Here is a 26,546-nt window from a genome sequence, read left to right as displayed (position 1 = left end):
AGAGAGGTGTCACCCATGCACGCGATCCGAATCGAGAAGCACGGCGGCCCCGAGGTCATGCGCTGGACCGAGCTGCCCGACCCGACGCCCGGCCCCGGCGAGGCGCTGGTGCGGGTCGGTGCCGCGGGGGTGAACTATATGGACGTCGGCGCCCGTGCCGAGGGCGGCCCCGGCTGGACGGCGCCCGCGGTCCTCGGCGTCGAGGGGACGGGCCGGGTCACCGCCCTCGGTGAAGGGGTCCGCGACCTGGCCGTCGGCGACCGGGTGGCCTGGTTCTACCGCCCGGGCAGCTACGCCGAGCTGCTCGCCGTACCGGCGGAGTCGCTCGTCAAGGTGCCCGACGGCATAGGCGACGAGACCGCCGCCGCCGTGATGATGCAAGGCCTCACCGCCAGCCACCTGAGCACCGAGACCTATCCGGTCGGCCCGGGTGACACCGCCGTGGTGCACGCCGCGGCGGGCGGGGTCGGCCGGTTGCTCACCCAGATGATCGGTGCGCGCGGCGGCCGGGTGATCGGACTGGTCTCCCGCGAGGAGAAGGCCCCCATCGCGAAGGAGGCCGGTGCGGACCACGTCCTCGTCCACTCCGGCGGCGGCTTCGAGGAGCAGGTCAGGGAGCTGACCGGCGGACAGGGCGCCCACGTCGTCTACGACGGCGGCGGCGCGGGGACGTTCCGCTCCTCCCAGCTGGCCCTGCGGCCGCACGGCGTGCACGCCTATTACGGCCCGTTCATGGGCGTCCCCACCCTGCGCCCCACCGACCTGCCCAGCAGCATCCTGCTCACCTACCCCGTGGTGCACCACCACGTCCCCACCCGTGAGGCCCTGCTGCGGCGGACCGGGGAGGTGTTCGACCTCGTCCTCGCGGGGCGGCTCGTCCCGCGCGTCACCGGCCGCTACCCGCTCGCGGACGCGGCCCGGGCCCACGCCGACCTGGAGTCGCGCCGCACGACGGGCAAGCTGCTGCTCCTGCCCTGACGATCCGTCACTCCCGGTGGGCTCAGGCCCTTCCGCCCCGCACCTGGCACCCCGGGGGCTCCGCTCCGCCCCGTCCCGTTGACCCCTATGCGGCCCCTATGGCCCCTTGTGTCCATGTCCGGGCGTCTGCCGAAGTCGCTCACGTCCTGCCTCGGCCTGACGCCTGTGGCACGCGGCCTCCCGCTACAACAGCCCCCCGTGAGCGGTCAATTGCCATTCCTCAGATTTAACCCTCCCTGTACAAGCTTTTCCGTACCGCTAACTCGGCTATGTGTACCCGGTGTTTCGTGACGCCGGTCACGGTTGAACTTGTTTCTCGTCCCACGTAGTGTGATCAACGCCGCCGAGAACGGGGGAAGTACAGGCTGGTTGAGTGCCCTTCAACGGGCGTTCGAGTAACAGGACTTGGGGGATGTGCGGATCCGTCACCATCGTGTGCCACGGTCCGCTTACGGGGGAGTATGCCGCTCTGGCATGAAGTGAATGACCGCTGCCTGCTGTCTGTTCAGGCGCGGCTTGCTGTGTGTTTGGGCAGGTGTGTCCCCGCCCGCGTCCCTCTCCGTGTATGCCGAGAGGTGCAGTGTGAGCAATCCATTCGAAGACGATGACGCCCAGTACCGGGTCCTGGTGAACGACGAGGGCCAGTACTCGCTCTGGCCTGCGGTGATCGAGATCCCTGCGGGCTGGGAGGTGCGGCTCGGGCCGGACGCCCGGCAGGTCTGCCTCGCGTACATCGAGGAGAACTGGGGCGATATGCGCCCGCTGAGCCTGGTCCGCGAAACGGAATCCGCGGGTTCCTGAGCGCGGCGCGGCGGTGGCGGGTCGTGCCCGTCCCTGCGCCACCGCCGCCGATGATTAATCAATTCTTCCACGGTTGGTCGAGTTTTCATGTGCTCGCCCTATAGGGCGCACGCGTAGCCGTGTTCGCACAGCAAATGGGCCCGCATAGGGACGAGCGGGCTTCAAGGGAATTACGGGGGAGCTAGTCATGCTTGGCCTTGACCGTTCGCCGCTTTCGCGCGCGCAGCGCGGCGTGTGGCTCGCGCAGCAGCTGGATTCGGTGAGCAGCGCGTACAACGTCGCCCAATACACCGATATCCGCGGGCCGTTGACGCCCGAGCTGCTCCTTGGGGCCGCGCGGCAGGCGATCGCGGAGACCGAGGCGCTCGGCGTGCGGTTCGAGGAGAGCGGCGCCACCGCCGTGCAGATCCGGCGCGAGCGCCCCGACGACTGGGAGCTGCCCTACGTCGACCTCAGCGGCGAACTGCTGCCGCGCGAGGCCGCCGAGCGGTGGATGCGGGAGTCCGTGGAGCGCCCGGTCGACCTGGTGGCGGGGCCGCTGTTCACGGTCGCCGTGCTCCGGCTCTCCCCGGAGTGGCACCTGCTCTACCTCCAGGGGAACCACCTCGTCACCGACGGCTACTCCGGCGCCCTCATCAGCGGCCGCGTGGCCGACATCTACACGGCGTTCGCCCGTGCCGAGGAGCCGAAGGACCGCACCTTCGGGACGCTGCCCGAGCTCCTCGCGCAGGACGCGGACTACCGCGCCTCGGCGGCGTACGACGACGACCGTGCCTACTGGGCGGAGCGGCTGCGCGACCTGCCGACGCCCCTCGCGCTCTCGGGCCGTCCCGTTGCCCCCGCGGGCAGCGCGACGCGCCGCGTCGGACGCATCGGCACCGCGGCCGCGGACACCGTGCGGCAGGCCGCGCGCACGGCCCGCAGCGCCCTGCCCGCCCTGGTCATCGCCGCCACCGCCGGATATCTGCACCGGATGACGGGAGAGCGGGACGTGGTGCTCGGCCTGCCCGTGACCGCGCGCACCAACGCGGCCCTGCGCGCCACGCCCGGCATGGTCTCCAACGTCGTGCCGCTGCGCCTTGAGGTCGACCCCGGCGCCGCCTGGACCGACCTGGTGCGGCAGGCGTCCGCCGAGGCCAAGCGCGCACTGCGCCACCAGCGCTACCTCTCCGAGGAGATGCGCGCCGACCTCGGCACCACCGACGCCCTGTTCACCACGCAGGTCAACATCCTGCCGTTCGGCGGCGGACTGCGCTTCGGCGACGCCGTCGGCGCCCAGACCTATCTCGCCGGGCCCGCCGAGGACCTCTCGGTCGTCGTGCAGGACCACGGCGGCGACGGCATCCTCCTCGAAGTCGAGGCCAACGCCGCCTCGTACACGCCCGACGAGGCCACCGGACACCAGCAGCGCCTGCTGTCCTTCCTGAGCGCGGCCGCCGCCGACCCCGGCGCCACGGTCGGCCGCACCGAACTGCTCACGGCCGCCGAGCGCCGCCACGTCCTCACCGGCGGCATCAGCACCCCGCACCGCGAGGACCCCACGGCCACCACCCTCACCGAGCGCTTCGGCGCACAGGTCCTGCGCACCCCGGACGCGACCGCCGTGACCTGCGGCGACGAGCACCTGACCTACCGCGAGCTCGACGAGCGCGCCAACCAGCTGGCACACCGCCTCCGCGCACTCGGCGTACACACCGAGACGCCCGTCGTCGTGCTCCAGGAGCGCACCGCCGACCTCGTCGTCTCCCTGCTCGCCGTCGTCAAGGCGGGCGGCTGCTACGTGCCCGTCGACCTCCGCCACCCCGACCAGCGGCTGCGCGCCATGGCACGGGACACCGGCGCCACCCTGGTGCTCTGCGACCGCACGACCATGGAGCGGGCCCACGCGCTCGGCGTGCCCGCCGTCGCCGTCGACGACCCCGCCGTCCGGGCCGGACAGCCCGTCGACGAGCCCGACGTCGTCTGCCGCCCCGCACAGCTGGCGTACGTGATGTACACCTCCGGCTCGACCGGCGCCGCGAAGGGCGTCGCCATCACCCACGAGGACATCCTCGGGCTCGCCCTCGACAGCGTCTGGCGCGGCGGCGCACAGCAGCGGGTGCTCCTCCACTCGCCGGCCGCCTTCGACGCCGCGACGTACGAGGTGTGGGTGCCGCTCCTCGGCGGCGGCGAAGTCGTCGTCGCACCCCCCGGTGAACTGGACATCCCCACCCTGGGCGCCACCCTCGCCCGGCACCGCGTCACCTCGCTGTGGCTGACGGCCGGGCTGTTCCGGCTCATCGCCGAGGAGGACCCCGGCTGCCTCAAGGGACTCACCGAGCTGTGGGCGGGCGGCGACGTCGTGCCCGCGGCCACCGTGCGCCGGATCCGCGAGGCCTGCCCGGACATCACCGTCGTCGACGGCTACGGCCCGGCCGAGGCCACCACCTTCATCACCTACCACCGGCTGCCCCCGCAGGCCGACGTGCCCGACCCCATGCCCATCGGCCGCCCCTTCCAGGGCATGCGCGCCTACGTCCTCGACGAGGGCCTGCGGCCCGTGCCGCCGGGCAGCGTCGGCGAGCTGTACGCCGGCGGCATCGGGCTCGCGCGCGGCTACGTCCGGCAGGGGGGCAGAACCGCCGAACGCTTCGTCGCCGACCCCTTCGCCGCGGGGGCACGCATGTACCGCACCGGTGACCTGGTGCGCTGGAACACCGACGGCGACCTGGAGTTCGTCGGCCGCGCCGACGACCAGGTGAAGATCCGGGGCTTCCGCATCGAACCGGGCGAGATCGAGTCCGCTCTCGCCGCGCACCCGCGCGTCGCCCACGCCGCCGTGGACATCCGCACCGGCCCGCGCGGAGACAAGCGCATCGTCGCCTACGTCGTCGCCGAGGAGGCCGCGGCACGCGAGGCGGGCAACGCCCCGCTCACCGACGGAGCCGGGCCCCTCGCCACGGAGAGGACCGGGGCGTCCGCCGCCCTCGACCTCGACGACCTGCGCGCGTACGCCGCCCGCGACTTGCCCTCGTACATGGTGCCCGCCGCCTTCGTCGCCCTGGACACGCTGCCGCTCACCCACAACGGCAAGGTCGACCGCAGGGCGCTGCCCGAGCCCGTCTTCACCGCCGCCGAGAGCGGGCGGGCCCCGGCGACCCCGGCCGAGACGGCGCTGTGCGCCCTGTACGCACAGGTGCTCGGCGTCGAGTCCGTCGGCGTCGACGAGGACTTCTTCGCGGCCGGCGGCGACAGCATCATGGCGATCCAGCTCGCCAGCCGGGCGCGCGCAGCGGGCCTGGTGCTCACGCCGCGCGACGTCTTCACGCACCGCACCGTCACCGCCCTCGCCCGCGTCTGCCGCACCGAGGAGACGGCCGCGGCCGAGCGCGACCCGGACGCGGGCACCGGCCCCGTGCCCGCCACGCCCATCGTCGAGTGGCTGCGCGAACGCGGCGGCCCCATCGACGCCTTCCACCAGTCGGCGGTCCTCGGCGTCCCGGCGGACCTCGACGAACAGGCGCTGGTCCGCGCCGTGCAGCACCTGCTCGACCGGCACGACGCGCTGCGCCTGCGGCTCACCGACGAGGACGGCGCCTGGCAGCTGGCCGTGGCCCCGCGCGACACGGTGTCCGCCAAGGAGTGCGTCACCCGCGTCGACGCCGCGCAGCTGGACGGCGACGCCCTGCGCGCGTTCGCCGACGACCAGCGCGAGCAGGCCGCGCGCCGCCTCGCGCCCCGCGACGGCGCACTGGTCGAAGCGGTGTGGTGCGACCGCGGCCCCGACGCGCCGGGCCGCCTCGTGCTCGTCCTGCACCACCTGTGCGTCGACGGCGTCTCCTGGCGCATCCTGGTGCCCGAACTCATCGCCGCCTACGAGGCCGAGGCGCGGGGCGCCGCCCCGGACCCCGCCCCGCTGACCACCCCGCTCAAGGAGTGGGCCGAGCAGGCCGTACGCCTCGCCCACGCGCCGGAGCACACCGCCGAACTCGCCCTGTGGCAGGACATCCTCGGCGACGACGAGCAGCCGCTCGGCCGTCGCCCCCTGGACCGGGCCCGCGACACCGCGGCCACCGAGGCCCGGCTGACCCGCACCCTGCCCGCCGACCTGACGGGCCCGCTGCTCACCTCCGTGCCCGCCGCCTTCCACGCGGGCACCACCGACGTCCTCCTCGCGGGCCTCGCGCTCGCCGTCACCGACTGGCGGGGCGCCACCGGCCGCGCCACGGGCCCGGTCCGCGTCGACGTCGAAGGCCACGGCCGCGAAACGGAGGCCCTCGGGGGCGACTTGACCGGCACCGTCGGCTGGTTCACCTCCTTGTACCCGGTCCGCCTCGACGCACCGGGCGACCTTGAGGGCACGTGGACCGGGGGAGCGGCCGCGGGCGACCTCATCAAGTCCGTCAAGGAGCACCTGCGCGCCCTGCCCCACCACGGCCTGGGCTACGGCCTGCTGCGCTACCTCAACGCCGACACCGCCGCCGTGCTCGCCGCGCGCCAGCACGCGCAGATCGGCTTCAACTACCTCGGCCGTACGTCCGGTCTCGGCACCGGCGACGCCGGCGACCTCGCCTGGACCCTCGACGCCGACGGGCTCCGCGGCGGCGGCGACCCGCGGATGCCGCTCGCCCACGCCCTGGAGATCGAGGTCATCGCCCAGGAGAGCGGCGACGGCGAGGAGCTGAGCGTGGTCTGGCGCTGGCCCGGCGACCTCTTCGACGCACACGAGGTCGCGGCGCTCGCGGACACCTGGCAGCGGGCCCTGGAGACCCTCGTACGGCATGCGCGGACCCCGGGCGCGGGCGGGCACACACCGTCCGACCTGGGCCTCGTCGCCCTGACACAGCCCGACATCGACGCTCTGGAGGCGGAGTTCACGCCCGCCTACGGCGGCGTCGAGGACGTCCTGCCCGTCACGCCCTTCCAGGAAGGGCTCCTGTTCCACGCGCTGTACGACACCTCTGGTGCCGACGTGTACACCGCGCAGTTCGCCTTCGAGCTCACCGGCCCCCTCGACGCGACCGCCGCCGCCGCGCTGCGCGCCGCCGCGCACGAGCTGGTGCGCCGCCACCCGGTGCTGCGCAGCGCGTTCCGCCAGCGCGGCGACGACGGCACCTGGACCCAGGTCGTGGCCCGTGAGGTGCCCCTGGACTGGCGGGAGACGGACCTCAGCGACCTGGACCCGGCGGCCCTGCGCGGCCGGCTCGACGAGATCCTCGCCGCGGACCGGGCCGAGCGCTTCGACGTCTCGACGCCCCGCCTCGTCCGCTTCGGCCTGCTGCGGCTCGCCGCCGACCGGCACGTGCTCGTCCTCATGAACCACCACGTCGTCCTCGACGGCTGGTCCACCGCGCTCCTGATGGGCGAGCTGTTCACGCTGTACACCCAGGGCGCCCGCGCGCTGCCCGCGGTGCGGCCCTTCCGCGACCACCTCGGCTGGCTCTCCCGCCAGGACCACGACGAGACGCTGCGCGCCTGGACGGACGCGCTCGCCGGAGTCGACGAACCCACCCTCCTCGCCGCCCCCGCGGGCGCCGGCCTGCCGCGGCGGCCCGAGCGGGTGTCCCTCGACTTCACCGCCGACCTCACCCAGCGCCTCCTCGCCGCCGCGCGCGGCCGGGGCCTGACCCTGAACACCCTGGTGCAGGGCGCCTGGGGCATCCTCCTCGGCGCGCTCACCGGGCGCGACGACGTGCTCTTCGGCGCCACCGTCTCCGGCCGCCCTGCCGACCTGCCGGGCGCCGAGGACGTCGTCGGGCTGCTCATCAACACCGTGCCGGTCCGGGTGCGCCCCACGCCGGGAGCGACCGCCGCCCAGCTGCTCGGCGCGGTGCAGGCCGAGCAGTCGGCGCTCACCCCGCACCACCACGTCGCCCTCACCGACCTGCACACCGCGACCGGCCTCGGCGCCCTCTTCGACACCTGCCTGGTCTTCGAGAACTACCCGGTGGACATGGCGGCGCTGCGGCTGCCCGGCGGCGGACTGGCCGTCACCGACGTCACCGTCCACGACGGCGCGCACTACCCGCTGCGCCTGGTCGTGCTGCCCGGCCAGCACGGCGGCGGGCGGCTGCGCATCGCCCTCGACCACCGCCCCGACGTCGTCGGCCGCGCGGAGGCCGAACACATCGGCCTGCGCCTGCACCGGCTCCTCGAAGCCCTGGCCGACGACCTGGACACCCCGCTCGCCCGCCTCGACCTGCTCGCCCCCGAAGAGCGCGCCCAGGTCCTCACCGGGTGGAACGCGACCGCGCACCCGGTGCCCGACACCACCCTGCCCGCCCTCGTCGAGGAGCAGGCCGCCCGCACCCCCGACGCGCCCGCCCTCCACCACGGCGACACGACCTGGACGTACGCCGAACTCAACGCGCGCGCCAACCGGCTGGCCCACCACCTGCGCGAGCGCGGGGCCCGCCCGGAGACGAAGGTCGGCGTAGCCCTGGAGCGCTCGCCCGACCTCGTCCTCGCGCTGCTCGCCATCGTCAAGACCGGCGCGGCCTACGTGCCGCTCGACCCGGACCACCCCGCGTCGCGCACCGCGCAGATCCTGACCGACGCCGCGCCCGACCTCGTCCTGACGAGCACCGTGCTCGCCCCCGGCCTGCCCTGCCACGTCCCGGCCCTCGCCCTGGACAGCGACGACGTCATGGCGCGCGTACGGTCCTGCCCCGACACCGATCCGGACACGGAGCGCCCGGTCGGCCGCACTCCCGCGTACGTCATCTACACCTCGGGCTCCACCGGCCGCCCCAAGGGCGTGGTCGTGGAGCACGCGGCGATCGTCAACCGCCTCCTGTGGATGCAGCACCAGTACGGCCTGGACGCCACCGACCGCGTGCTCCAGAAGACCCCGTCGGGCTTCGACGTCTCGGTGTGGGAGTTCTTCTGGCCGCTGATCAGCGGCGCCTCGATCGTCGTCGCGCCGCCCGGAGCGCACCGCGAACCCGCGCTCCTGGCCCGTCTCGTCCAGGACACCGGCGTCACCACCGTGCACTTCGTGCCGTCGATGCTGCGGGCCTTCGCCGACGAGCCCGCCGCCCGGGGCCGCACGCGCCTGCGCCGCGTCTTCAGCAGCGGCGAGGCCCTGCCCGCCGACCTCGTCGAGGACTTCCGGAAGATCTCCGACGCCCCCCTGCACAACCTGTACGGGCCGACCGAGGCCGCCGTCGACGTCACCCACTGGACCTGCCCCCAGCAGGACGTACCGCGCACGGTGCCGATCGGCCGCCCCGTCTGGAACACCCAGATCCGCATCCTGGACGCGGCCCTGCGCCCGGTGCCCCCGGGCGTCACCGGCGAGCTCTACCTCGCGGGCACCCAGCTCGCCCGCGGCTACCTGGACCGGCGCGCCCTGACCGCCGAACGCTTCGTGGCCGACCCCTACGGCCCGCCCGGCACCCGCATGTACCGCACCGGCGACCTCGGATCGTGGGACGCCGAAGGCCGCGTGCGCTACGCCGGGCGCTCCGACCACCAGGTCAAGATCCGCGGCCAGCGCGTCGAACTCGGCGAGATCGAGGCCGCCCTGAGCGCACACCCCGCGGTCGGCCAGGCGGCCGTGGCCGTCGTCGAGGGCAGGCTCGTGGCGTACGTCCTGCCCGCCGAAGCGTCCACGCCCACGCCCACGTCCACGCCCATGTCCCCGTCCCCGTCCTCGTCCCCGTCCCCGGACGGCGAAGCGCTGCGCGCCCACCTCACCGCCGAGCTGCCCGCCCACATGGTGCCCTCGGCGTTCCTCACCCTCGACCACTGGCCGCTGACGCCCAGCGGCAAGCTCGACCGCAAGGCGCTGCCGCGCCCCGGCTTCGAGTCCGCCGCGAGCAGCCGCGCGCCCCGCACCGAGCGCGAGGCCGCGCTGTGCGCGCTCTTCGCCGACGTGCTCGGCGTGGAGCGGGTCGGCATCGACGACAGCTTCCTCGACCTCGGCGGGCACTCCCTGCTCGCCACCCGGCTCACCAGCCGCATCCGCGCCGAACTCGGCACCGAGGTGCAGATCAAGGACCTGTTCGAGCAGCCCACCGTGGCCGGGCTCGCGGCTCGCATCGCCGCCACCGCGGGTGACGCGAGGCCGCCGCTCACCGCCACGGACCGGCCCGCTGCCGTACCCCTGTCGTACGCCCAGCGCCGCCTGTGGTTCCTCAACCGCCTGGAAGAGGGCTCCGCCGCCTACCACATGCCGCTGGCCGTGCGCGTGCGCGGCCCTCTCGACCGCGCGGCCCTCACGGCGGCCCTCGCCGACGTCGTGGCACGGCACGAGAGCCTGCGCACCGTCTTCCCGGAGACCGACGGCGAACCGCACCAGCTCGTGCGCCCCGCCGCGCCCGTCGAGCCGGAGGTCCGCGACTGCCCGCGCGCCCGCCTGGACGACGAGCTGGCCGCCGCCATCACCCGCAAGTTCGACCTCACGGACGAACTCCCGCTGCGCGCCCATCTGTTCGGAGTCGACACCGACGAGCACGTCCTGCTGCTCGTCGTGCACCACATCGCCGCCGACGGCTGGTCCATGCGCCCGCTCGCCCGGGACATCTCCCTCGCGTACGCGGCCCGCGCCCAGGGGGCGCCACCGGCGTGGCACCCGCTGCCCGTGCAGTACGCCGACTACGCCCTGTGGCAGCGCGCCCTTCTCGGTGACGTGGCGGACCCGCACAGCCCGGCCGCGCGGCAGACCGCGTTCTGGCGCACGGAGCTGGCCGGGGCACCGGACGAGCTCCAGCTCCCCTACGACCGGCCGCGCCCGCGCACCGCGAGCCACCGGGGCGCGACCGTGCCCGTGCGGCTCGGCCCCGACACCCACGCCGCCCTGGCACGCCTCGCCCGCGACGGCGGCGCCAGCCCCTTCATGGCCGTCCAGGCCGGGCTCGCCGCACTCCTGTCGCGGTGGGGCGCGGGCACCGACATCGTGCTCGGCACCTCCGTGGCCGGGCGCACCGACGTCGCGCTCGACGACCTCGTCGGCTTCTTCGTGAACACCCTCGTGCTGCGCACCGACGTGTCGGGCGACCCGACCTTCCGTGAGCTCCTCGCCCGCGTGAAGGAGGCGGACCTCGCGGCGTTCGCGCACCAGGACGTGCCCTTCGAGCACCTGGTGGAGCAGCTCAACCCGGCCCGGTCCATGGCCCGCCACCCGCTGTTCCAGACGATGCTGACGTTCCAGAACACCACGGCGGCCGAGGTCGGCCTCGCGGGGCTCGACGCGACGGTCGAGCGGACCGGCGCCGCCTCCGCCAAGTTCGACCTCGCCTTCAGCCTCACCGAGCGATACGCCGACGACGGCACCGCCCTCGGCATCGAGGGCGAAGTGGAGTACGCCACGGACCTGTTCGACGCCGCCACCGTCGAAGGCCTGGCCGCGTCGTTCGCACGCCTCCTGGAGGCGGCCGCGGCCGCACCGGACAGCCCCGTCGGCGCCGCCCCGGTGCTCGCCCCCGAGCAGCACACCCTGATCGTCGACGGCTGGAACGCCACGGCGCGCCCCACCCCGCCCACCACGCTGCACGCCCTCGTGGAGGCGCAGGCGGCCCGCACCCCGGACGCCGAGGCAGTCCTCGCGGCGGACACCACCCTGACCTACCGGGAGCTCGACGAGCGGGCCAACCGCCTCGCCCGCCACCTCGTCGAACGGGGCGCGGGACCCGAGGACTTCGTCGCCCTCGCGCTGCCCCGCACCGCCGAGACCCTGGTCGCCGTCCTCGCCGTGCTGAAGGCGGGCGCCGCCTACGTCCCGGTGGACCCGGCCTACCCCGCCGACCGGATCGCCCACATCCTGGGCGACGCCCGACCGGCGCTCCTGGTCACCACCGCGGCCACCACGCCCGCCACGGCCGAGGTGCCGCGCCTGGTCCTCGACGACCCCCTGACGGCCACCGCCGTCGCCGCGCACCCCGCCACCCCGCTCACCGACGCCGAACGCCGCGCCCCGCTGCGCCCCGGCCACCCCGCCTACGCCATCTACACCTCCGGCTCCACCGGCAGGCCCAAGGGCGTCGTGGTGCCGCACGCCAACGCCGTGAACCTCGCCCTGTGGGCGGCCGAGGAGTTCGGCCCCGAGCGGCTCGCCCGCGTCCTGTGCGCCACGTCCCTCAACTTCGACGTCTCCGTCTTCGAGCTGTTCGGGCCGCTGGCCTGCGGCGGCCGCGTAGAGATCGTCCGGGACCTGCTCGTCATCGGTGAACGGCCGCGCTGGGACGGCACGCTGCTCAGCGGTGTGCCCTCGGCCTTCGCGGGCGTCCTCGGCGGGGCCGCGGGCAAGGTCACCGCCGACACCGTCGTCCTGGCGGGCGAGGCCCTCTCCGCGCAGGCCGTGGCCGACCTCCGCGCCGCCGTCCCCGGCAGCCGGATCGCCAACATCTACGGGCCGACCGAGGCCACCGTCTACGCCACCGCCTGGCACGCCGACAGCGAGGGCGCCCAGGCCCCGCTGATCGGTCGTCCGGTGCGCAACACCCAGGTGTACGTCCTCGACGCGCACCTGCGGCCGGTGCCGCCGGGCGTCGCGGGCGAGCTGTACCTCGCGGGCGCCGGACTCGCCCGCGGCTATCTGCGGCGCCCCGCGCTCACCGCGGAACGCTTCGTGGCCAGCCCGTTCACCCCCGGCGCCCGCCTGTACCGCACCGGCGACCTGGTGCGCTGGACCGCTGACGGCCAGCTCGCCTACCTCGGCCGCTCCGACCAGCAGGTGAAGATCCGCGGCTTCCGCATCGAGCTCGGCGAGGTCGAGTCCGTCCTGGCCGCGCACCCCGCCGTGGCCCACTGCGTCGCCACCGCCGCCGAGGGCCCCGCCGGGGACCTGCGCCTGGTCGCCTACGTCGTTCCCGAGGGCGCCCCGGACGCCGGGCTCCCCGGCGCGCTGCGCGAGCACGCCGCCCGCGCCCTGCCCGGCTACATGGTGCCCGCGCACCTGATCACCCTGGACGCGCTGCCGCTCACCCCGAGCGGCAAGCTCGACCGGTCAGCGCTGCCCGCGCCCGACGTCCGCGCGGACGAGCACACCGCCTACCGGGCCCCGCGCGACCACCGCGAGGAGACCCTCGCGGGCATCGTCGCCGAGGTCCTCGGCCTGGAGCGGGTCGGCGTCGACGACGACTTCTTCGTCCTCGGCGGCCACTCCCTGCTCGCCACCCGCGTGATCAGCCGCGTCCGCGCCGCCCTCGGCGTGGACCTGCCGCTCGGCGCCCTGTTCGAGAACCCCACGGTGGCCCGCCTCGCGCAGGCCGCCGCCACCGCAGCAAGCACCACCACGGAGCAGGGCCGCCCCAGCCGCCCGGCCCTGCGCCGCATGCGCCGTCCCGAGGAGGACGAATGATCCCGCTGTCGTACGCCCAGCGCCGCCTGTGGTTCCTCAACCGCCTCCAGGACGGCACGGCGCTCTACAACATGCCGCTGGCGCTGCGCCTCACCGGCCGCCTCGACCGCGAGGCGCTGCGTGCCGCGCTCACCGACGTCGTCGAACGCCACGAGAGCCTGCGCACCGTCTTCCCCGAGCGCGACGGCGAACCGCGCCAGCGCATCCTGCGCATGGACAAGGTGCGCCTGGACATCGTCGAACGCTCCTGCTCCGAGGACGAGCTGAGGGAGGCCCTCACCGCCGCGGCGGGCCACCGCTTCGACCTGGCCACCGACCTGCCGCTGCGCGTGGAGCTGTTCTCGGTCACGCCCGACAGCCACGTCCTGATGATGGTGCTGCACCATGTGGCCGGTGACGGCTGGTCGATGGCGCCGCTGGCCCGGGACGTGTCGGTGGCGTACGCGGCCCGCGCCGAGGGCCGGGCGCCCGGGTGGGAACCGCTGCCGGTGCAGTACGCCGACTACGCGCTGTGGCAGCAGGAGCTGCTCGGCGACGACAGCGACCCGGACAGCCTGATGGCCCGCCAGATCGCCTACTGGCGCGGCGCCCTCGCCGAGATGCCGGACGAGGCGGGCCTGCCGGGCGACCGGACGCGCCCCGCCGTGAGCAGCGAGCGCTCCGGCAGCGTGCCTTTCGCCGTGGACGCCGCCGTGCACGCGCGCCTCGCGGGACTCGCCCAGGAGAGCGGGGCGAGCGTCTTCATGGTCGTGCAGGCGGCCCTGGCCGCACTCCTCGCCCGGCTCGGCGCGGGCGAGGACGTGCCAATCGGCTCACCCATGGCGGGCCGCACCGAGGAGGCCCTGGAGGACGCGGTCGGCTTCTTCGTGAACACGCTGGTGCTGCGCACCGACGTCTCCGGCGACCCGAGCTTCCGCGAACTCCTCGGCCGCGTCCGCGCCGCGGACCTGGCCGCCTTCGCGCACCAGGACGTGCCGTTCGAGCGCCTGGTCGAGGCCCTGAACCCGGCACGGTCGCGCGGCCGCCACCCGCTCTTCCAGGTCATGCTGGCCTTCCAGAACACCGCCCTGCCCGTCGTGGACCTGCCGGGCCTGCGCGTCGCCCCCGAGGAACTCCCGCGCGGCGGCGCCAAGTTCGACCTGCACGTCGAGGTGGGGGAGAGCTTCACCGCGGGCGCGCCCGGCGGCATCACGGGCTGCGTCGACTACTCCGCAGACCTGTACGACCGCGAGACAGCTCAGGCGTTCACGGACCGGCTCGCCGCCTTCCTGGCCGCGGTGAGCGCCGCGCCGGACCTGCCGCTCGCCCGGCACGACATCGCCACACCGGCGGACCGCCGCGTCCTCGCCGACGTGAACGACACCGCGCGCGAGGTCCCCGCCACCACCCTGCCGGCCGTCATCGAGGAGCAGGCCGCCCGCACCCCCGACGCCCCCGCCCTCGTCTTCGGCGACGAGACCCTCACCTACCGGGAGCTCTCCGCGCGGTCCCACCGGCTGGCCCGCCACCTCGTCGCCCTGGGCGCCGGACCCGAGACGACCGTCGCGCTCGCCGTGCCCCGCTCCGTCGAGCTGATGGTGGCCCTCCTCGCCGTCCTCAAGTCCGGCGCGGCCTACGTGCCCGTCGACCCCGACTACCCGGCCGACCGCATCGCCTACATGCTGGCCGACGCGGCCCCCGTCGCCGTCCTCACCACCGTCGACCTGGCGGCCCAGCTTCCGCGGACGCCCGCCCCCCTGGCCCTCGACGACACCGCCCTGCGCGCCCGTCTGGAGCGGTACGCCGACCACGACCTGACCGACGCCGAGCGCACCGCCCCCCTGCGGCCCCGCAACGCCGCGTACATGATCTACACCTCGGGCTCCACGGGCCGCCCCAAGGGCGTCGCCGTCCCGCACGACGCCATCGTCAACCGGCTCCTGTGGATGCGCGCCGCGTACGACGTGGGCGCCGCCGACCGCGTCCTGCAGAAGACGCCGTCGAGCTTCGACGTGTCCGTGTGGGAGTTCTTCCTGCCGCTGCTCTCCGGCGCGGCCCTCGTCATGGCCGAGCCCGGCGCCCACCGCGACCCCGCCCGGCTCGCCGCGACCATCCGGCGCCACGGCGTCACCATGACCCACTTCGTGCCGTCCATGCTGCACGCCTTCGTCGACGAACCGGCCGCCGCCGACTGCGCGAGCCTGCGCCACGTGGTGTGCAGCGGCGAGGCCCTGCCCGCCGACCTCGCCACCCGCTTCCACGACGTCCTCGGCCACGCCGGAACCCGGCTGCACAACCTGTACGGCCCGACCGAGGCCGCCGTCGACGTCACCTACCACCGCGCGTCCCCCGGGGAGACCGGCGGCACCGTCCCCATCGGCCGCCCCGTGTGGAACACCCAGGTGTACGTCCTCGACCGCACCCTGCGCCCCGTGCCGCCCGGCGTCACCGGGGAGCTGTACCTGGCGGGCGACCAGCTCGCCCGCGGCTACGCGGGACGCCCCGGCCTGACCGCCGAGCGCTTCGTGGCCGCCCCGTTCGCGCACGGCGCGCGCATGTACCGCACCGGCGACCTCGTCCGCTGGAACCGCCACGGCCACCTCGTGTTCGTCGGCCGCGCCGACCACCAGGTGAAACTGCGCGGGCTGCGCGTCGAACTCGACGAGATAGCGGCCGTGCTCGCCACCGCCCCCGGCGTGTCCTGGGCCACCGTCGTCGTCCACGAGCGCGCCACGGGTGACGAGCTCCTCGTCGCCTACGTCCACGGGGACACCCCCGGCGACGAGGCGGCGCTGCGCGCCCACGCGGCCGCCGCGCTCCCCGACTACATGGTCCCGTCGGCCGTCATCACCGTCGACGCCGTGCCCCTGACCCCCAGCGGCAAGCTGGACCGCAAGGCCCTGCCCGCCCCCGAGTTCACCGCGGCGAGCACGGGCCGGGCCCCCGCGAACGCCACCGAGGAAGCCCTCTGCGGCATCTTCGCCGAGGTCCTCGGCCTGGAGCGGGTGGGCGCCGACGACGACTTCTTCGCGCTCGGTGGCCACTCCCTGCTCGCCACCCGTGTGATCAGCCGCATCCGCGCCGCCCTCGACGTCGAACTGCCGCTGCGCGCCGTCTTCGACACCCCGACGGTCGCGGGCCTCGCCGCCCGCGCGCGCCAGGGCACCACCGGCACCCGGCCCGCCGTACGCGCCGTGACCCCGCGCCCCGAGCGCCTCCCGCTCTCCGTCGGCCAGCGCCGCCTGTGGTTCCTCGACCGCCTGGAGCCCGGCGGCGACGCCTACAACATGCCCTTCGCGCTGCGCCTGACGGGCCGCCTCGACCACGACGCCCTGCGCGCCGCGCTCGCCGACGTCGTCGAACGCCACGAGAGCCTGCGCACCGTCTTCGCCGAGAGCGACGGCGAACCCCACCAGGTGGTCCTGGACCCGGCCCGCGCGACCGTGCCCTTCGACGTACGCGAGTGCGCCGAGGCCGACCTGGCTGCGGACCTCGCCGAGGCCGCCCGCCACCGCTTCGACCTCGCCACCGACCTGCCCGTGTACGCGCGCCTGTGCGCGACCGGACCGGACAGCCACGTCCTGCTCCTCGTCCTGCACCACGTGGCGGGTGACGGCTGGTCGCTGGCGCCGCTGGCCCGGGACGTGTCGGTGGCGTACGCGGCCCGCGCCGAGGGCCGCGCTCCGGCGTGGCAGCCGCTGCCCGTGCAGTACGCCGACTACGCCCTGTGGCAGCAGGAGCTGCTCGGCGACGAGAGCGACCCCGACAGCCTCCTCGCCCGCCAAGTCGCCTACTGGCGCGACGCGTTGGCGGACCTCCCGGAGGAGCTCCCGCTGCCCTTCGACCGCCCCCGCCCCGCCCGCCCCAGCCACCGCGCCGACACCGTGCCCTTCACGGTGGACGCCGAGGCCCACGCACAGCTCGTGGACCTCGCGCGCGCGAGCGGGACGAGCGTCTTCATGGTGGCGCGGACGGCCCTCGCGGGGCTGCTCTCGCGTCTGGGGGCGGGGGACGACGTGCCGATCGGTTCACCGGTGGCGGGCCGTACGGACGAAGCACTTGAGGACGCGGTCGGCTTCTTCGTGAACACATTGGTGCTGCGCACCGATGTGTCCGGTGATCCGACCTTCCGTGAGTTGCTCGCGCGTGTGCGGGAGGCGGATCTGGCGGCGTTCGCGCAGCAGGACGTGCCGTTCGAGCGCCTGGTGGAGGTCCTGAACCCGGCACGCTCGTTGGGTCGTCATCCGCTGTTCCAGGTGATGCTGGCCTTCCAGAACACCGAACTGCCCGTCGTGGACCTCCCCGGCCTGCGCGTCGAGGAAGGGCCGGGCGCACCGGTCGCCGCGAAGTTCGACCTCATGGTCAACCTGCGGGAACGCCACGACGAGGTCGGCGCCGCCGCGGGCCTCGAAGGCACCCTCGACTTCGCCACCGATCTCTTCGACCGAGCGACGGCCCAGGGCATCGCCGACCGGCTCACCACGTTCCTGACGTCCGCGGTGAAGGACGCGGACCGCCGACTCGGCACCTTCGAACTCCTCACGGACAGCGAGCGCGAGGCCGCGCTCGCAGCCGGACAGGGCAGCGAGGTGGCGGTCCCGGAGGCGACGACCCTGCTGTCCCTCCTGCGGGAGCAGACCGCCGCGCACCCTGACGCGGTGGCCGTGACGGATGGTGAATCCACGCTCTCGTACGGGGAGTTGAAGGGTGCCGCCGGTCACCTGGCCGCACGTCTGCTGGCGGCGGGTGCTGGTCCCGGTTCGGTCGTGGGTGTGGTGGTGCCGCGCTCGGTGGACTGGGTGGTGGCGCAGGTGGGTGTGGCGTTGTCGGGTGCGGCGTGGTTGCCGCTGGACGCGGGCCTGCCGTCGGAGCGCATCGCCGGGGTCCTTGAGGAGGCGCGGCCGGTCGCGGTCGTCGTGGTCGAGGACACGGCAGGCCTCGTGCCGCCCGAGCTCACCCACGTCGTCGTGGACCACGAGCAGGCGGCGAATGCCGAGGACCCCGTGGTGTCGGGCGGGGACGGCGCGTATGTGATTTATACGTCGGGTTCGACGGGTCGTCCGAAGGGTGTGGTGGTGTCGCAGGGTGCTGCGGTGAACCACATGCTGTGGATGCGGGCGGAGTTCGGTATCGGGGTTGGGGATCGTGTGCTGGCTCGTACGTCGCCGGGTTTTGATGCGGCGGTGTGGGAGTCGTGGTTGCCGTTGGTGTCGGGGGCTGCGGTGGTGGTGGTTTCTGATGAGGTGGCCAAGGAGCCGGAACGGCTCGTCGGGTTCATGCGGGAGCATGAGGTGACGGTGGCGCAGTTCGTGCCTACTTTGCTGGCGGCGGTGCTGGAGGTGCCGCGGGCGAAGGAAGTGACGTCTCTGCGGCGGGTGTTCGCCGGTGGTGAGCCGCTGCGGTCCTCGCTGGCCGCGTCGGCGGTGGGCGTGTGGGGTGTGCGGCCGGTCAATCTGTACGGTCCGACGGAGACGACTATCCAGGTCACCTTCGGTGCGGGTGCGGGTGCGGGTGCGGGTGCGGGGACGGAGGGTGGCACGGTCCCGATCGGCCGTCCGGTGTGGAACACCCGTCTGTATGTTCTGGACGCGCATCTGCGCCTGGTCCCCCAGGGCGTTGTGGGTGAGCTCTACGTCTCCGGCGAGGCCTTGGCGCGCGGTTATCTGAAGCGCCCGGGCTTGACGGCTGAGCGTTTCGTGGCCGACCCGTTCGTCACGGGTGAGCGCATGTACCGTACTGGCGACTTGGTGCGGTGGGACGCGCACGGTCAGCTGGTCTTCGTCGGCCGGGCCGACGACCAGGTCAAGCTGCGTGGCTTCCGCATCGAACCCGGCGAGATCGAAGCCGCCATCGAGGCCCTGGACGGTGTGTCCCGTGCCGTCGTGGCGCCGCACTCGACGCCTGCGGGGGAGCAGCACCTCGTCGCCTACGTCGTCGGCGGGGTGGATGTCACGGCCGGACTGCGCGCGGCCCTGGCCCGGACGCTGCCGGAGTACATGCTGCCGTCCCTCGTCGTGGCCCTCGACGCCTTCCCCCTGCTGCCCAACGGCAAGGTGAACCGGAAGGCCTTGCCCGCACCCGAGTTCGCCCCGCTCCAGGAGGGCCGCGCGCCCGCGACACCGCGTGAGGAGCAGCTGCTCGCCCTGTTCGCGGACGTGCTGGGCCTGGACGAGCAGCGTGTCGGCGTGGACGACAACTTCTTCGCCCTGGGCGGGCACTCGCTGCTCGCGACCCGGCTCGCCAGCCGCGTCCGTACCGCCGTCGGTGTCGAGATGCCACTGCGGACGCTCTTCGAGGCGCCGACCGTGGCCGCCCTCGCGGCAGCCCTGGACCAGGCCACCCTGGACCAGGCCGCTGTGGAGGACCGCCCCGCTCTGCTCCCGGGCGCCCGGCCCGAGCGCCTTCCGCTCTCGTACGCCCAGCGCCGCCTGTGGTTCCTGAACCGCCTGGAGCCGGACAGCGGCGCGTACAACATGCCGCTGGCGCTGCGGCTGACGGGCCGCCTCGACCGCGAGGCGCTGCGTGCTGCGCTCGCCGACGTCATGGACCGGCACGAGAGCCTGCGAACCGTCTTCCCCGAGCGGGACGGCGAACCGGAGCAGGTGGTGCGCGCCACCACGGCCGCGACGGTGCCGCTCGCCCTGACGGGCATCGCCGAGGACGCACTCGCGGGCGCGCTGTGCACCGCCGTCCAGGAAGGCTTCGACCTCGCGGCGGAGCTGCCGCTGCGGGCCGTGCTGTTCTCGGTCGCGGCGGACAGCCACGTCCTGCTCCTCGTCCTGCACCACGTGGCGGGTGACGGCTGGTCGCTGGCGCCGCTGGCCCGGGACGTGTCGGTGGCGTACGCGGCCCGTGCCGAGGGCCGCGCTCCGGCGTGGCAGCCGCTGCCCGTGCAGTACGCCGACTACGCCCTGTGGCAGCGCGAACTGCTCGGCGGCGAGAGCGACGCCGACAGCGTCCTCGCGCGCCAGATCGCGTACTGGGAGACCGCGCTGGCGGGCCTCCCGGAGGAAGTGACCCTGCCCGGCGACCGCGTACGCCCGAACGCGGGCAGCGACCGGGGCGGCAGCGTGCCCTTCGCCGTCGACGCCGACGTGCACGCGCGCCTCGCGCGGCTCGCCCAGGACAGCGGCACCAGCGTCTTCATGGTCCTCCAGGCGGCGCTCGCCGCCCTCCTCGCCCGTCTGGGGGCAGGGGACGACGTGCCGATCGGCTCGCCGGTGGCGGGCCGTACGGACGAGGCGTTGGAGGACGCGGTCGGTTTCTTCGTGAACACGTTGGTGCTGCGCACCGACGTGTCCGGCGATCCGACGTTCCGTGAGTTGCTCGCGCGTGTGCGGGAGGTGGACCTGGCGGCGTTCGCGCAGCAGGACGTGCCGTTCGAGCGCCTGGTGGAGGTCCTGAACCCGGTGCGTTCGCTGGGCCGCCATCCGCTGTTCCAGGTGATGCTGGCCTTCCAGAACACCGACCTGCCCGCGATGGACCTCCCCGGCCTGCGCGTCGCCGCCGAGCAACTCCCGCGCGGGGGAGTCAAGTTCGACCTCTCCGTGGACGTGGGGGAGACCTTCACCGACGGCGCGCCCGACGGCATCACGGGCTCGGTCGACTACTCCGCCGACCTCTACGACCACGGCACGGCCCAGGCGTTCGCGGACCGGCTCGCCGCCTTCCTGACAGCCGTGTGCACCGCACCCGACCGGCGCGTCGCCCACCACGACCTCACCACCCCCGCTGAGCGCGACCTGCTCCTGAACCAGTGGAACGACACCCGACGGGACATCCCGGACGGGCTCATCCACGAACTCCTCCAGGACCAGGTGCGCCGCTCCCCGGAGTCCGTGGCCGTGGCCTACGAAGGCACGGAGCTGTCGTACGCGGCGCTGAACGCCGAAGTGAACCGCCTCGCCCGGCTCCTCGTGGCGCGCGGCGCGGGCCCGGAGCGGTTCGTGGCCATGGCGATGCCGCGCAGCGAGCGGATGCTCGTGACGCTGCTCGCCGTCCTGAAGTCCGGTGCCGCCTATCTGCCGGTCGACCCCGAGTACCCGGCCGACCGCATCGCGTACATGCTCGACGACGCCGACCCGGCCCTCGTCGTCACCGTGTCCGAGGTGGCCGGGCGGCTGCCGCTCGACGGGCGCACCGCGGTCGTCCTCGACGCGCCCGCCCTGCGCGCGGAGCTCGCCGGGTACGCCACCACCGACCTGGACGACGCCGACCGGGCCGCGCCACTGCGCGCGCACCACCCCGCGTACCTGATCTACACCTCGGGCTCCACGGGGCGGCCCAAGGGCGTCGTCGTGCCGCACGCGGGCCTGCCCAGCCTCGGCTGGTCCAAGGTCGAGTGGTACGCGACCAAGCCGGAGAGCCGCGTCCTGCAGTTCTCCTCGCTGAGCTTCGACAGCCACGTCTCCGAGGTGTGGTCCGCGCTGCTCAGCGGCGCCCGCGTGGTCATCGCCCCGCTGGAGCGCATGATGCCGGGCGACCCGCTCGTGGCACTGGTCGCCGAGCAGGGCATCACCCACATCGACCTGCCGCCCGCGGGGCTCGCCGTCATGCCCGAAGGGTCGCTGCCGGAGGGCGGCACCCTCATCGTCGGCGGCGAGGCCAGCTCGCCCGCCCTGGTCCGGCGCTGGTACCGCGACCGCCGCATGATCAACTCGTACGGTCCGACCGAGGCGACGGTCTGTGCGTCGATGAGCGACCCGATCGCCGACCCCACGATCCCGCCCATCGGCCGCCCCATCTGGAACAAGCGCGTCTACGTCCTCGACCAGGGCCTGCGCCTGGTCCCGCCGGGCGTCGTCGGCGAACTGTACGTCTCCGGCACCGGCCTTGCGCGCGGCTACCTGAAGCGCCCGGGCCTGACGGCGGAGCGCTTCGTGGCCGACCCGTTCGCCACGGGCGAGCGCATGTACCGCACCGGTGACCTGGTGCGGTGGGGCGCCGACGGCCAGCTCGTCTTCCTCGGCCGCGCCGACGACCAGGTCAAGCTGCGCGGCTTCCGCATCGAACTCGGCGAGGTCGAGGCCGCGATCGAGGCGGAGCCCGGCATCGGGAAGGCCGTCGTACGCCTCCACCAGGACGAGGCGGGGGACAAGCGCCTCGTCGCCTACGCCGTCGGCACTCCCGACCGCGTCGCCGCGCTGCGCGAGCGCCTCGGCGCGAGCCTGCCCGACTACATGGTGCCGTCGACGTTCATGGCCCTCGACGCGCTGCCCCTGATGCCCAACGGCAAGGTCAACCGCAAGGCCCTGCCCGAGCCGGAGTTCGCGCCCACCGAGGCCGGGCGCGCCCCGCGCTCGCCCCGCGAGGAGATCCTGTGCGGCCTGTTCGCCGAGGTCCTCGGCGTGCCGGGGGTCGGGATCGACGACAGCTTCTTCGCGCTCGGCGGCCACTCGCTGCTCGCCACCCGCCTGGCGAGCCGGATCCGTACCGTCCTCGGTACGGAGATGCCGCTGCGGACGCTCTTCGAGGCGCCCACCGTCGCCGCGCTCGCCACGGCCCTGGACGAGCGGCACGAGCCCGGGCGCCCCGCCCTGCTCCCCGCCACGCGCCCCGAGCGCCTCCCGCTCTCCTTCGCCCAGCAGCGCCTGTGGTTCCTGGAGGCCTTCACCGGCCCCACACCCACCTACAACGTGCCGATGGCGCTGCGTCTGACCGGTGCCCTCGACCTCGACGCGCTCCGCGGGGCGCTCGCCGACGTCGTGGCCCGGCACGAGAGCCTGCGGACCGTCTTCCCGGAGTCCGGGGGCGAGCCGCACCAGGTCGTCCGGGCGGCGGACGCGACGACGCCCGACGTGCGCCTCACGGACGTACGCGACGACGAGGAGGCCCTGCACGCCGCCCTGGCACGGGAGGCCGCGGCCACCTTCGACATCACCGAGCGGGCGCCGGTGCGCGCCACCGTCTTCCGGCTCGCGGCCGACGAGCACGTCCTGCTGCTCGTCCTGCACCACATCGTCACCGACGGCTGGTCCACGGCCCCGCTCGTCCGCGACCTCACCACCGCCTACGCGGCCCGCCGCGCGGCCGTGACCCCCGAGTGGCCCGAACTGCCCGTGCAGTACGCCGACTACACCCTGTGGCAGCGCGCACTGCTCGGCGACGAGAACGACGCCGACAGCCTGGCCGCACGCCAACTCGCCTACTGGACCGAGGCGTTGGACGGCCTACCGGAAGAGCTCGCCCTGCCCGCCGACCGGCCACGGCCCGCCCGGTCCACGGGCCGCGGCGGCAGCGTGCCGCTGCGCGTCGAGGCCGAGGTGCGCGAGCGCGTGACCGACCTGGCCCGGCAGACGCACACCAGCGTCTTCATGGTGCTCCAGGCCGCACTGGCCGGATGGCTGACCGCCCTCGGCTGCGGCGACGACATCCCGGTCGGCACGCCCGTCGCCGGGCGTACCGACGAAGCCACCCACGACCTGGTGGGCTTCTTCGTGAACACCCTGGTCCTGCGCACCGACGTATCGGGCGACCCCACGTTTTACACCCTGCTGGAGCGCGTCCGTGACCGCGACCTGAGCGCGTACGCCCACCAGGACCTGCCCTTCGAGCGCCTCGTGGAGGCCCTCAACCCGGTCCGGTCCATGGCCCGTCACCCGCTCTTCCAGGTCATGCTCACCCTCCAGAACACGGAGCTGCCGCACACCGAACTCGACGGCCTCACCGCCCGCCCCGAACCCGTCGCCGCCACGGCCGCCAAGTTCGACCTCTCCCTCACGCTGGGGCAGGACCTGGACGGCGAGCTGGAGTATTCCGCCGACCTGTTCGACGCCGCCACGGCGCGGTTCCTCGCCGACTCCTTCGGGCGCTTCCTGGCCGGTGCGGTGACGGAGCCCGAGGCTCGCGTGAGCGACGTGGAACTGCTCGCGGACGACGAGCGCGACCGCCTGGCCGCCTGGGGCGCCGGGGCCGCGACCGAGGTTCCGGAAGGGGCGACGCTGCTGTCGCTGCTGCGGGAGCAGACCGCCGCGCACCCTGACGCGGTGGCTGTTGCGGATGGTGAAACCACTCTGTCGTACGCGGAGTTGTGGGACCGGGCCAACGCCTTGGCCGCGCGGCTCGTGGCGAGTGGCGCCGATGTCGGCCCGGTCGTGGGTGTGGTGGTGCCGCGCTCGGTGGACTGGGTGGTGGCGCAGGTGGGTGTGGCGTTGTCGGGTGCGGCGTGGTTGCCGCTGGACGCGGGCCTGCCGTCGGAGCGCATCGCCGGGGTCCTTGAGGAGGCGCGGCCGGTCGCGGTCGTCGTGGCGGACGGCACGGCGGACCTCGTGCCTGCCGGCCTCCCGCGAGTCGCCGTCGCCGAGGGCCGTACGGCGGCCGCCGAACTGCCTGCGGTGTCGGGCGGGGACGGCGCCTATGTGATCTATACGTCGGGTTCGACGGGTCGTCCGAAGGGTGTGGTGGTGTCGCAGGGTGCTGCGGTGAACCACATGCTGTGGATGCGGGCGGAGTTCGGTATCGGGGCTGGGGATCGTGTGCTGGCTCGTACGTCGCCGGGTTTTGATGCGGCGGTGTGGGAGTCGTGGTTGCCGTTGGTGTCGGGGGCTGCGGTGGTGGTGGCTTCTGATGAGGTGGCCAAGGAGCCGGAACGCCTGGTGGCATTCATGCGGGAGCATGAGGTGACGGTGGCGCAGTTTGTGCCCACTTTGCTGGCGGCGGTGCTGGAGGTGCCGCAGGCGAAGGAAGTGACGTCTCTGCGTCGGGTGTTCGCCGGTGGTGAGCCGCTGCGGTCCTCGCTGGCCGCGTCGGCGGTGGGCGTGTGGGGTGTGCAGCCGGTCAATCTGTACGGTCCGACGGAGACGACCATCCAGGTCACCTTCGGCACGGGTACGGGCACGGGTACGGGGATGGAGGGCGGCACGGTCCCGATCGGCCGTCCTGTGTGGAACACCCGCCTGTATGTTCTGGACGCGCATCTGCGCCTGGTCCCGCAGGGTGTCGTAGGCGAGCTGTACGTCTCTGGTGAGGCCTTGGCGCGCGGTTATCTGAAGCGCCCGGGCTTGACGGCTGAGCGTTTCGTGGCCGACCCGTACACGCCTGGCGGACGCATGTACCGTACTGGCGACTTGGTGCGTTGGGACGCGCACGGTCAGCTGGTCTTCGTCGGCCGGGCCGACGACCAGGTCAAGCTGCGCGGCTTCCGCATCGAACCCGGCGAGATCGAAGCCGTACTCCTGCGGCACGAGAACGTGCGGCAAGCGGCCGTCGTCATCCGTGAGGACCGGCCGGGGGACCGGCGCCTGGTGGCGTACGTCGTACCGGAGGCGGGGGACACGACGGATCCGGCCCTGCTGCGCGCGTACGCCGTGGGCCTGCTGCCCGACTACATGGTGCCCTCGGCCTTCGTGCACCTCGACGCGCTGCCGACGACGCCCAACGGGAAGCTGGACAAGCGGGCCCTGCCCGCCCCGGCGCTGCCCGCCGGGGGTGCGGGGCGTCCCCCGGGCACCCCGCAGGAACTGGTGCTCTGCTCGCTGTTCGCCGACGCCCTCGGCGTGCCGGAAGTCGGTCCCGACGACGACTTCTTCGCGCTCGGCGGGCACTCGCTGCTCGCCGTACGCCTGATGGGCGCGGTGCGGAGGACGTTCGGCACCGAGATGGGACTGCGGGCGCTGTTCGAGACCCCGACCGCCGCCGGGATCGGCGCGCGGCTCGGCGAAGGAGCCGCCGACAACGGCCTCGACGTGCTCCTGCCCCTGCGCACCACCGGCAGCGCGGCGCCCCTCTTCTGCGTGCACCCCGTCCTCGGACTGAGCTGGAACTACGCGGCTCTGCTCGGGCACGTGGACGCGGAGCGCCCGGTGTACGGCCTGCAGGCGCGCGGCATCACGGAGCCGGGCGCCAGGCCCGCCTCCATCGAGGAGATGGCCGAGGACTACGCCGCCCGCGTGCGGGCCGTGCAGCCCACGGGCCCGTACCACCTGCTCGGCTGGTCCCTCGGCGGTACCGTCGCGCACGCCATGGCCCGGCTCCTGGAGAAGGACGGCGAGCAGGTCGCGTTCCTCGCGCTGCTCGACTCCTATCCGGCCGACGACGCGGTCAAGGACCCGGCCGTCCTCGACGCGGAGGCCGAGGAGGAAGTGCTCGCCGCCCTGCTGCCGGGAGCGGGGAGCGCGGTGCGCGACCTGGTCGAGCGCGGCGCGGACCGCCGTGACGTGCTCGCGCTGCTGGGCGAGGAGCAGGCCCGGCGGCTCCAGCTGGACGAGGCCACCGTGGCAGCCGTGCTCGACACCGCCGTGCACAGCAGCCGTCTGATCCGCGACCACACGCCAGGCAGCGTCGACTGCGACGTCCTGTTCGTGACCGCGACGCGCGACCGCCCGGCCGGCGCGGTCACCGCGCGGGAGGCCTGGCAGCCGTATGTGGCGGGCGCGATCACCGACCACCCCGTCGACTGCCGCCACGCCGACCTGTTCGGAGCCGAGGGGGCCGCCGCGATCGGCGCGGTCCTCGCCGAGGCCCTCGACGGCGACGCGTGAGCACGAGCCCCCACCACGAAGAAGGGAAG

At 74.1% G+C, this 26,546-nt stretch carries 4 protein-coding genes; all 4 read left to right on the top strand.

The window, feature by feature from the left end; translation table 11 throughout:
- Positions 1 to 15 precede the first annotated feature (15 nt).
- The 4 genes from MQV74_RS01285 to MQV74_RS01270 all read left to right on the top strand — a co-directional run bounded on the left by MQV74_RS01285 (position 16) and on the right by MQV74_RS01270 (position 26,517).
- Positions 16 to 978 carry a quinone oxidoreductase family protein gene (locus MQV74_RS01285; RefSeq protein WP_242714133.1) on the top strand — a complete coding sequence of 321 codons (963 nt, stop codon included), beginning with the start codon at positions 16 to 18 and terminating at the stop codon, positions 976 to 978.
- A gap of 582 nt (positions 979 to 1,560) precedes the next feature.
- Positions 1,561 to 1,779 (top strand): MbtH family protein, encoded by a 219-nt coding sequence (locus MQV74_RS01280; protein WP_242714132.1) that lies wholly within the window; start codon positions 1,561 to 1,563, stop codon positions 1,777 to 1,779.
- A 187-nt stretch (positions 1,780 to 1,966) separates the two neighbouring features.
- Positions 1,967 to 13,060, top strand: a complete 11,094-nt coding sequence (locus tag MQV74_RS01275) for a non-ribosomal peptide synthetase (RefSeq protein ID WP_242714131.1) — start codon at positions 1,967 to 1,969, stop codon at positions 13,058 to 13,060.
- Positions 13,057 to 26,517, top strand: a complete 13,461-nt coding sequence (locus MQV74_RS01270) for an amino acid adenylation domain-containing protein (RefSeq protein WP_242714130.1) — start codon at positions 13,057 to 13,059, stop codon at positions 26,515 to 26,517. Before MQV74_RS01275 ends, MQV74_RS01270 begins: the two co-directional genes overlap by 4 nt.
- The last annotated feature ends 29 nt before the right edge of the window (positions 26,518 to 26,546 follow it).

This window comes from Streptomyces sp. AN091965 (genome assembly GCF_022698285.1).
Taxonomy (GTDB): domain Bacteria; phylum Actinomycetota; class Actinomycetes; order Streptomycetales; family Streptomycetaceae; genus Streptomyces.
The sequence above is the reverse complement of the archived record's forward strand: the minus strand, read 5'-3'. Positions and strand labels throughout refer to the sequence as shown.

Coding starts and splice junctions, on each gene's coding strand:
- MQV74_RS01285 (WP_242714133.1), top strand. CDS start 16: ATGCACGCGATCCGAATCGAGAAGCACGGCGGCCCCGAGGTCATGCGC.
- MQV74_RS01275 (WP_242714131.1), top strand. CDS start 1,967: ATGCTTGGCCTTGACCGTTCGCCGCTTTCGCGCGCGCAGCGCGGCGTG.
- MQV74_RS01270 (WP_242714130.1), top strand. CDS start 13,057: ATGATCCCGCTGTCGTACGCCCAGCGCCGCCTGTGGTTCCTCAACCGC.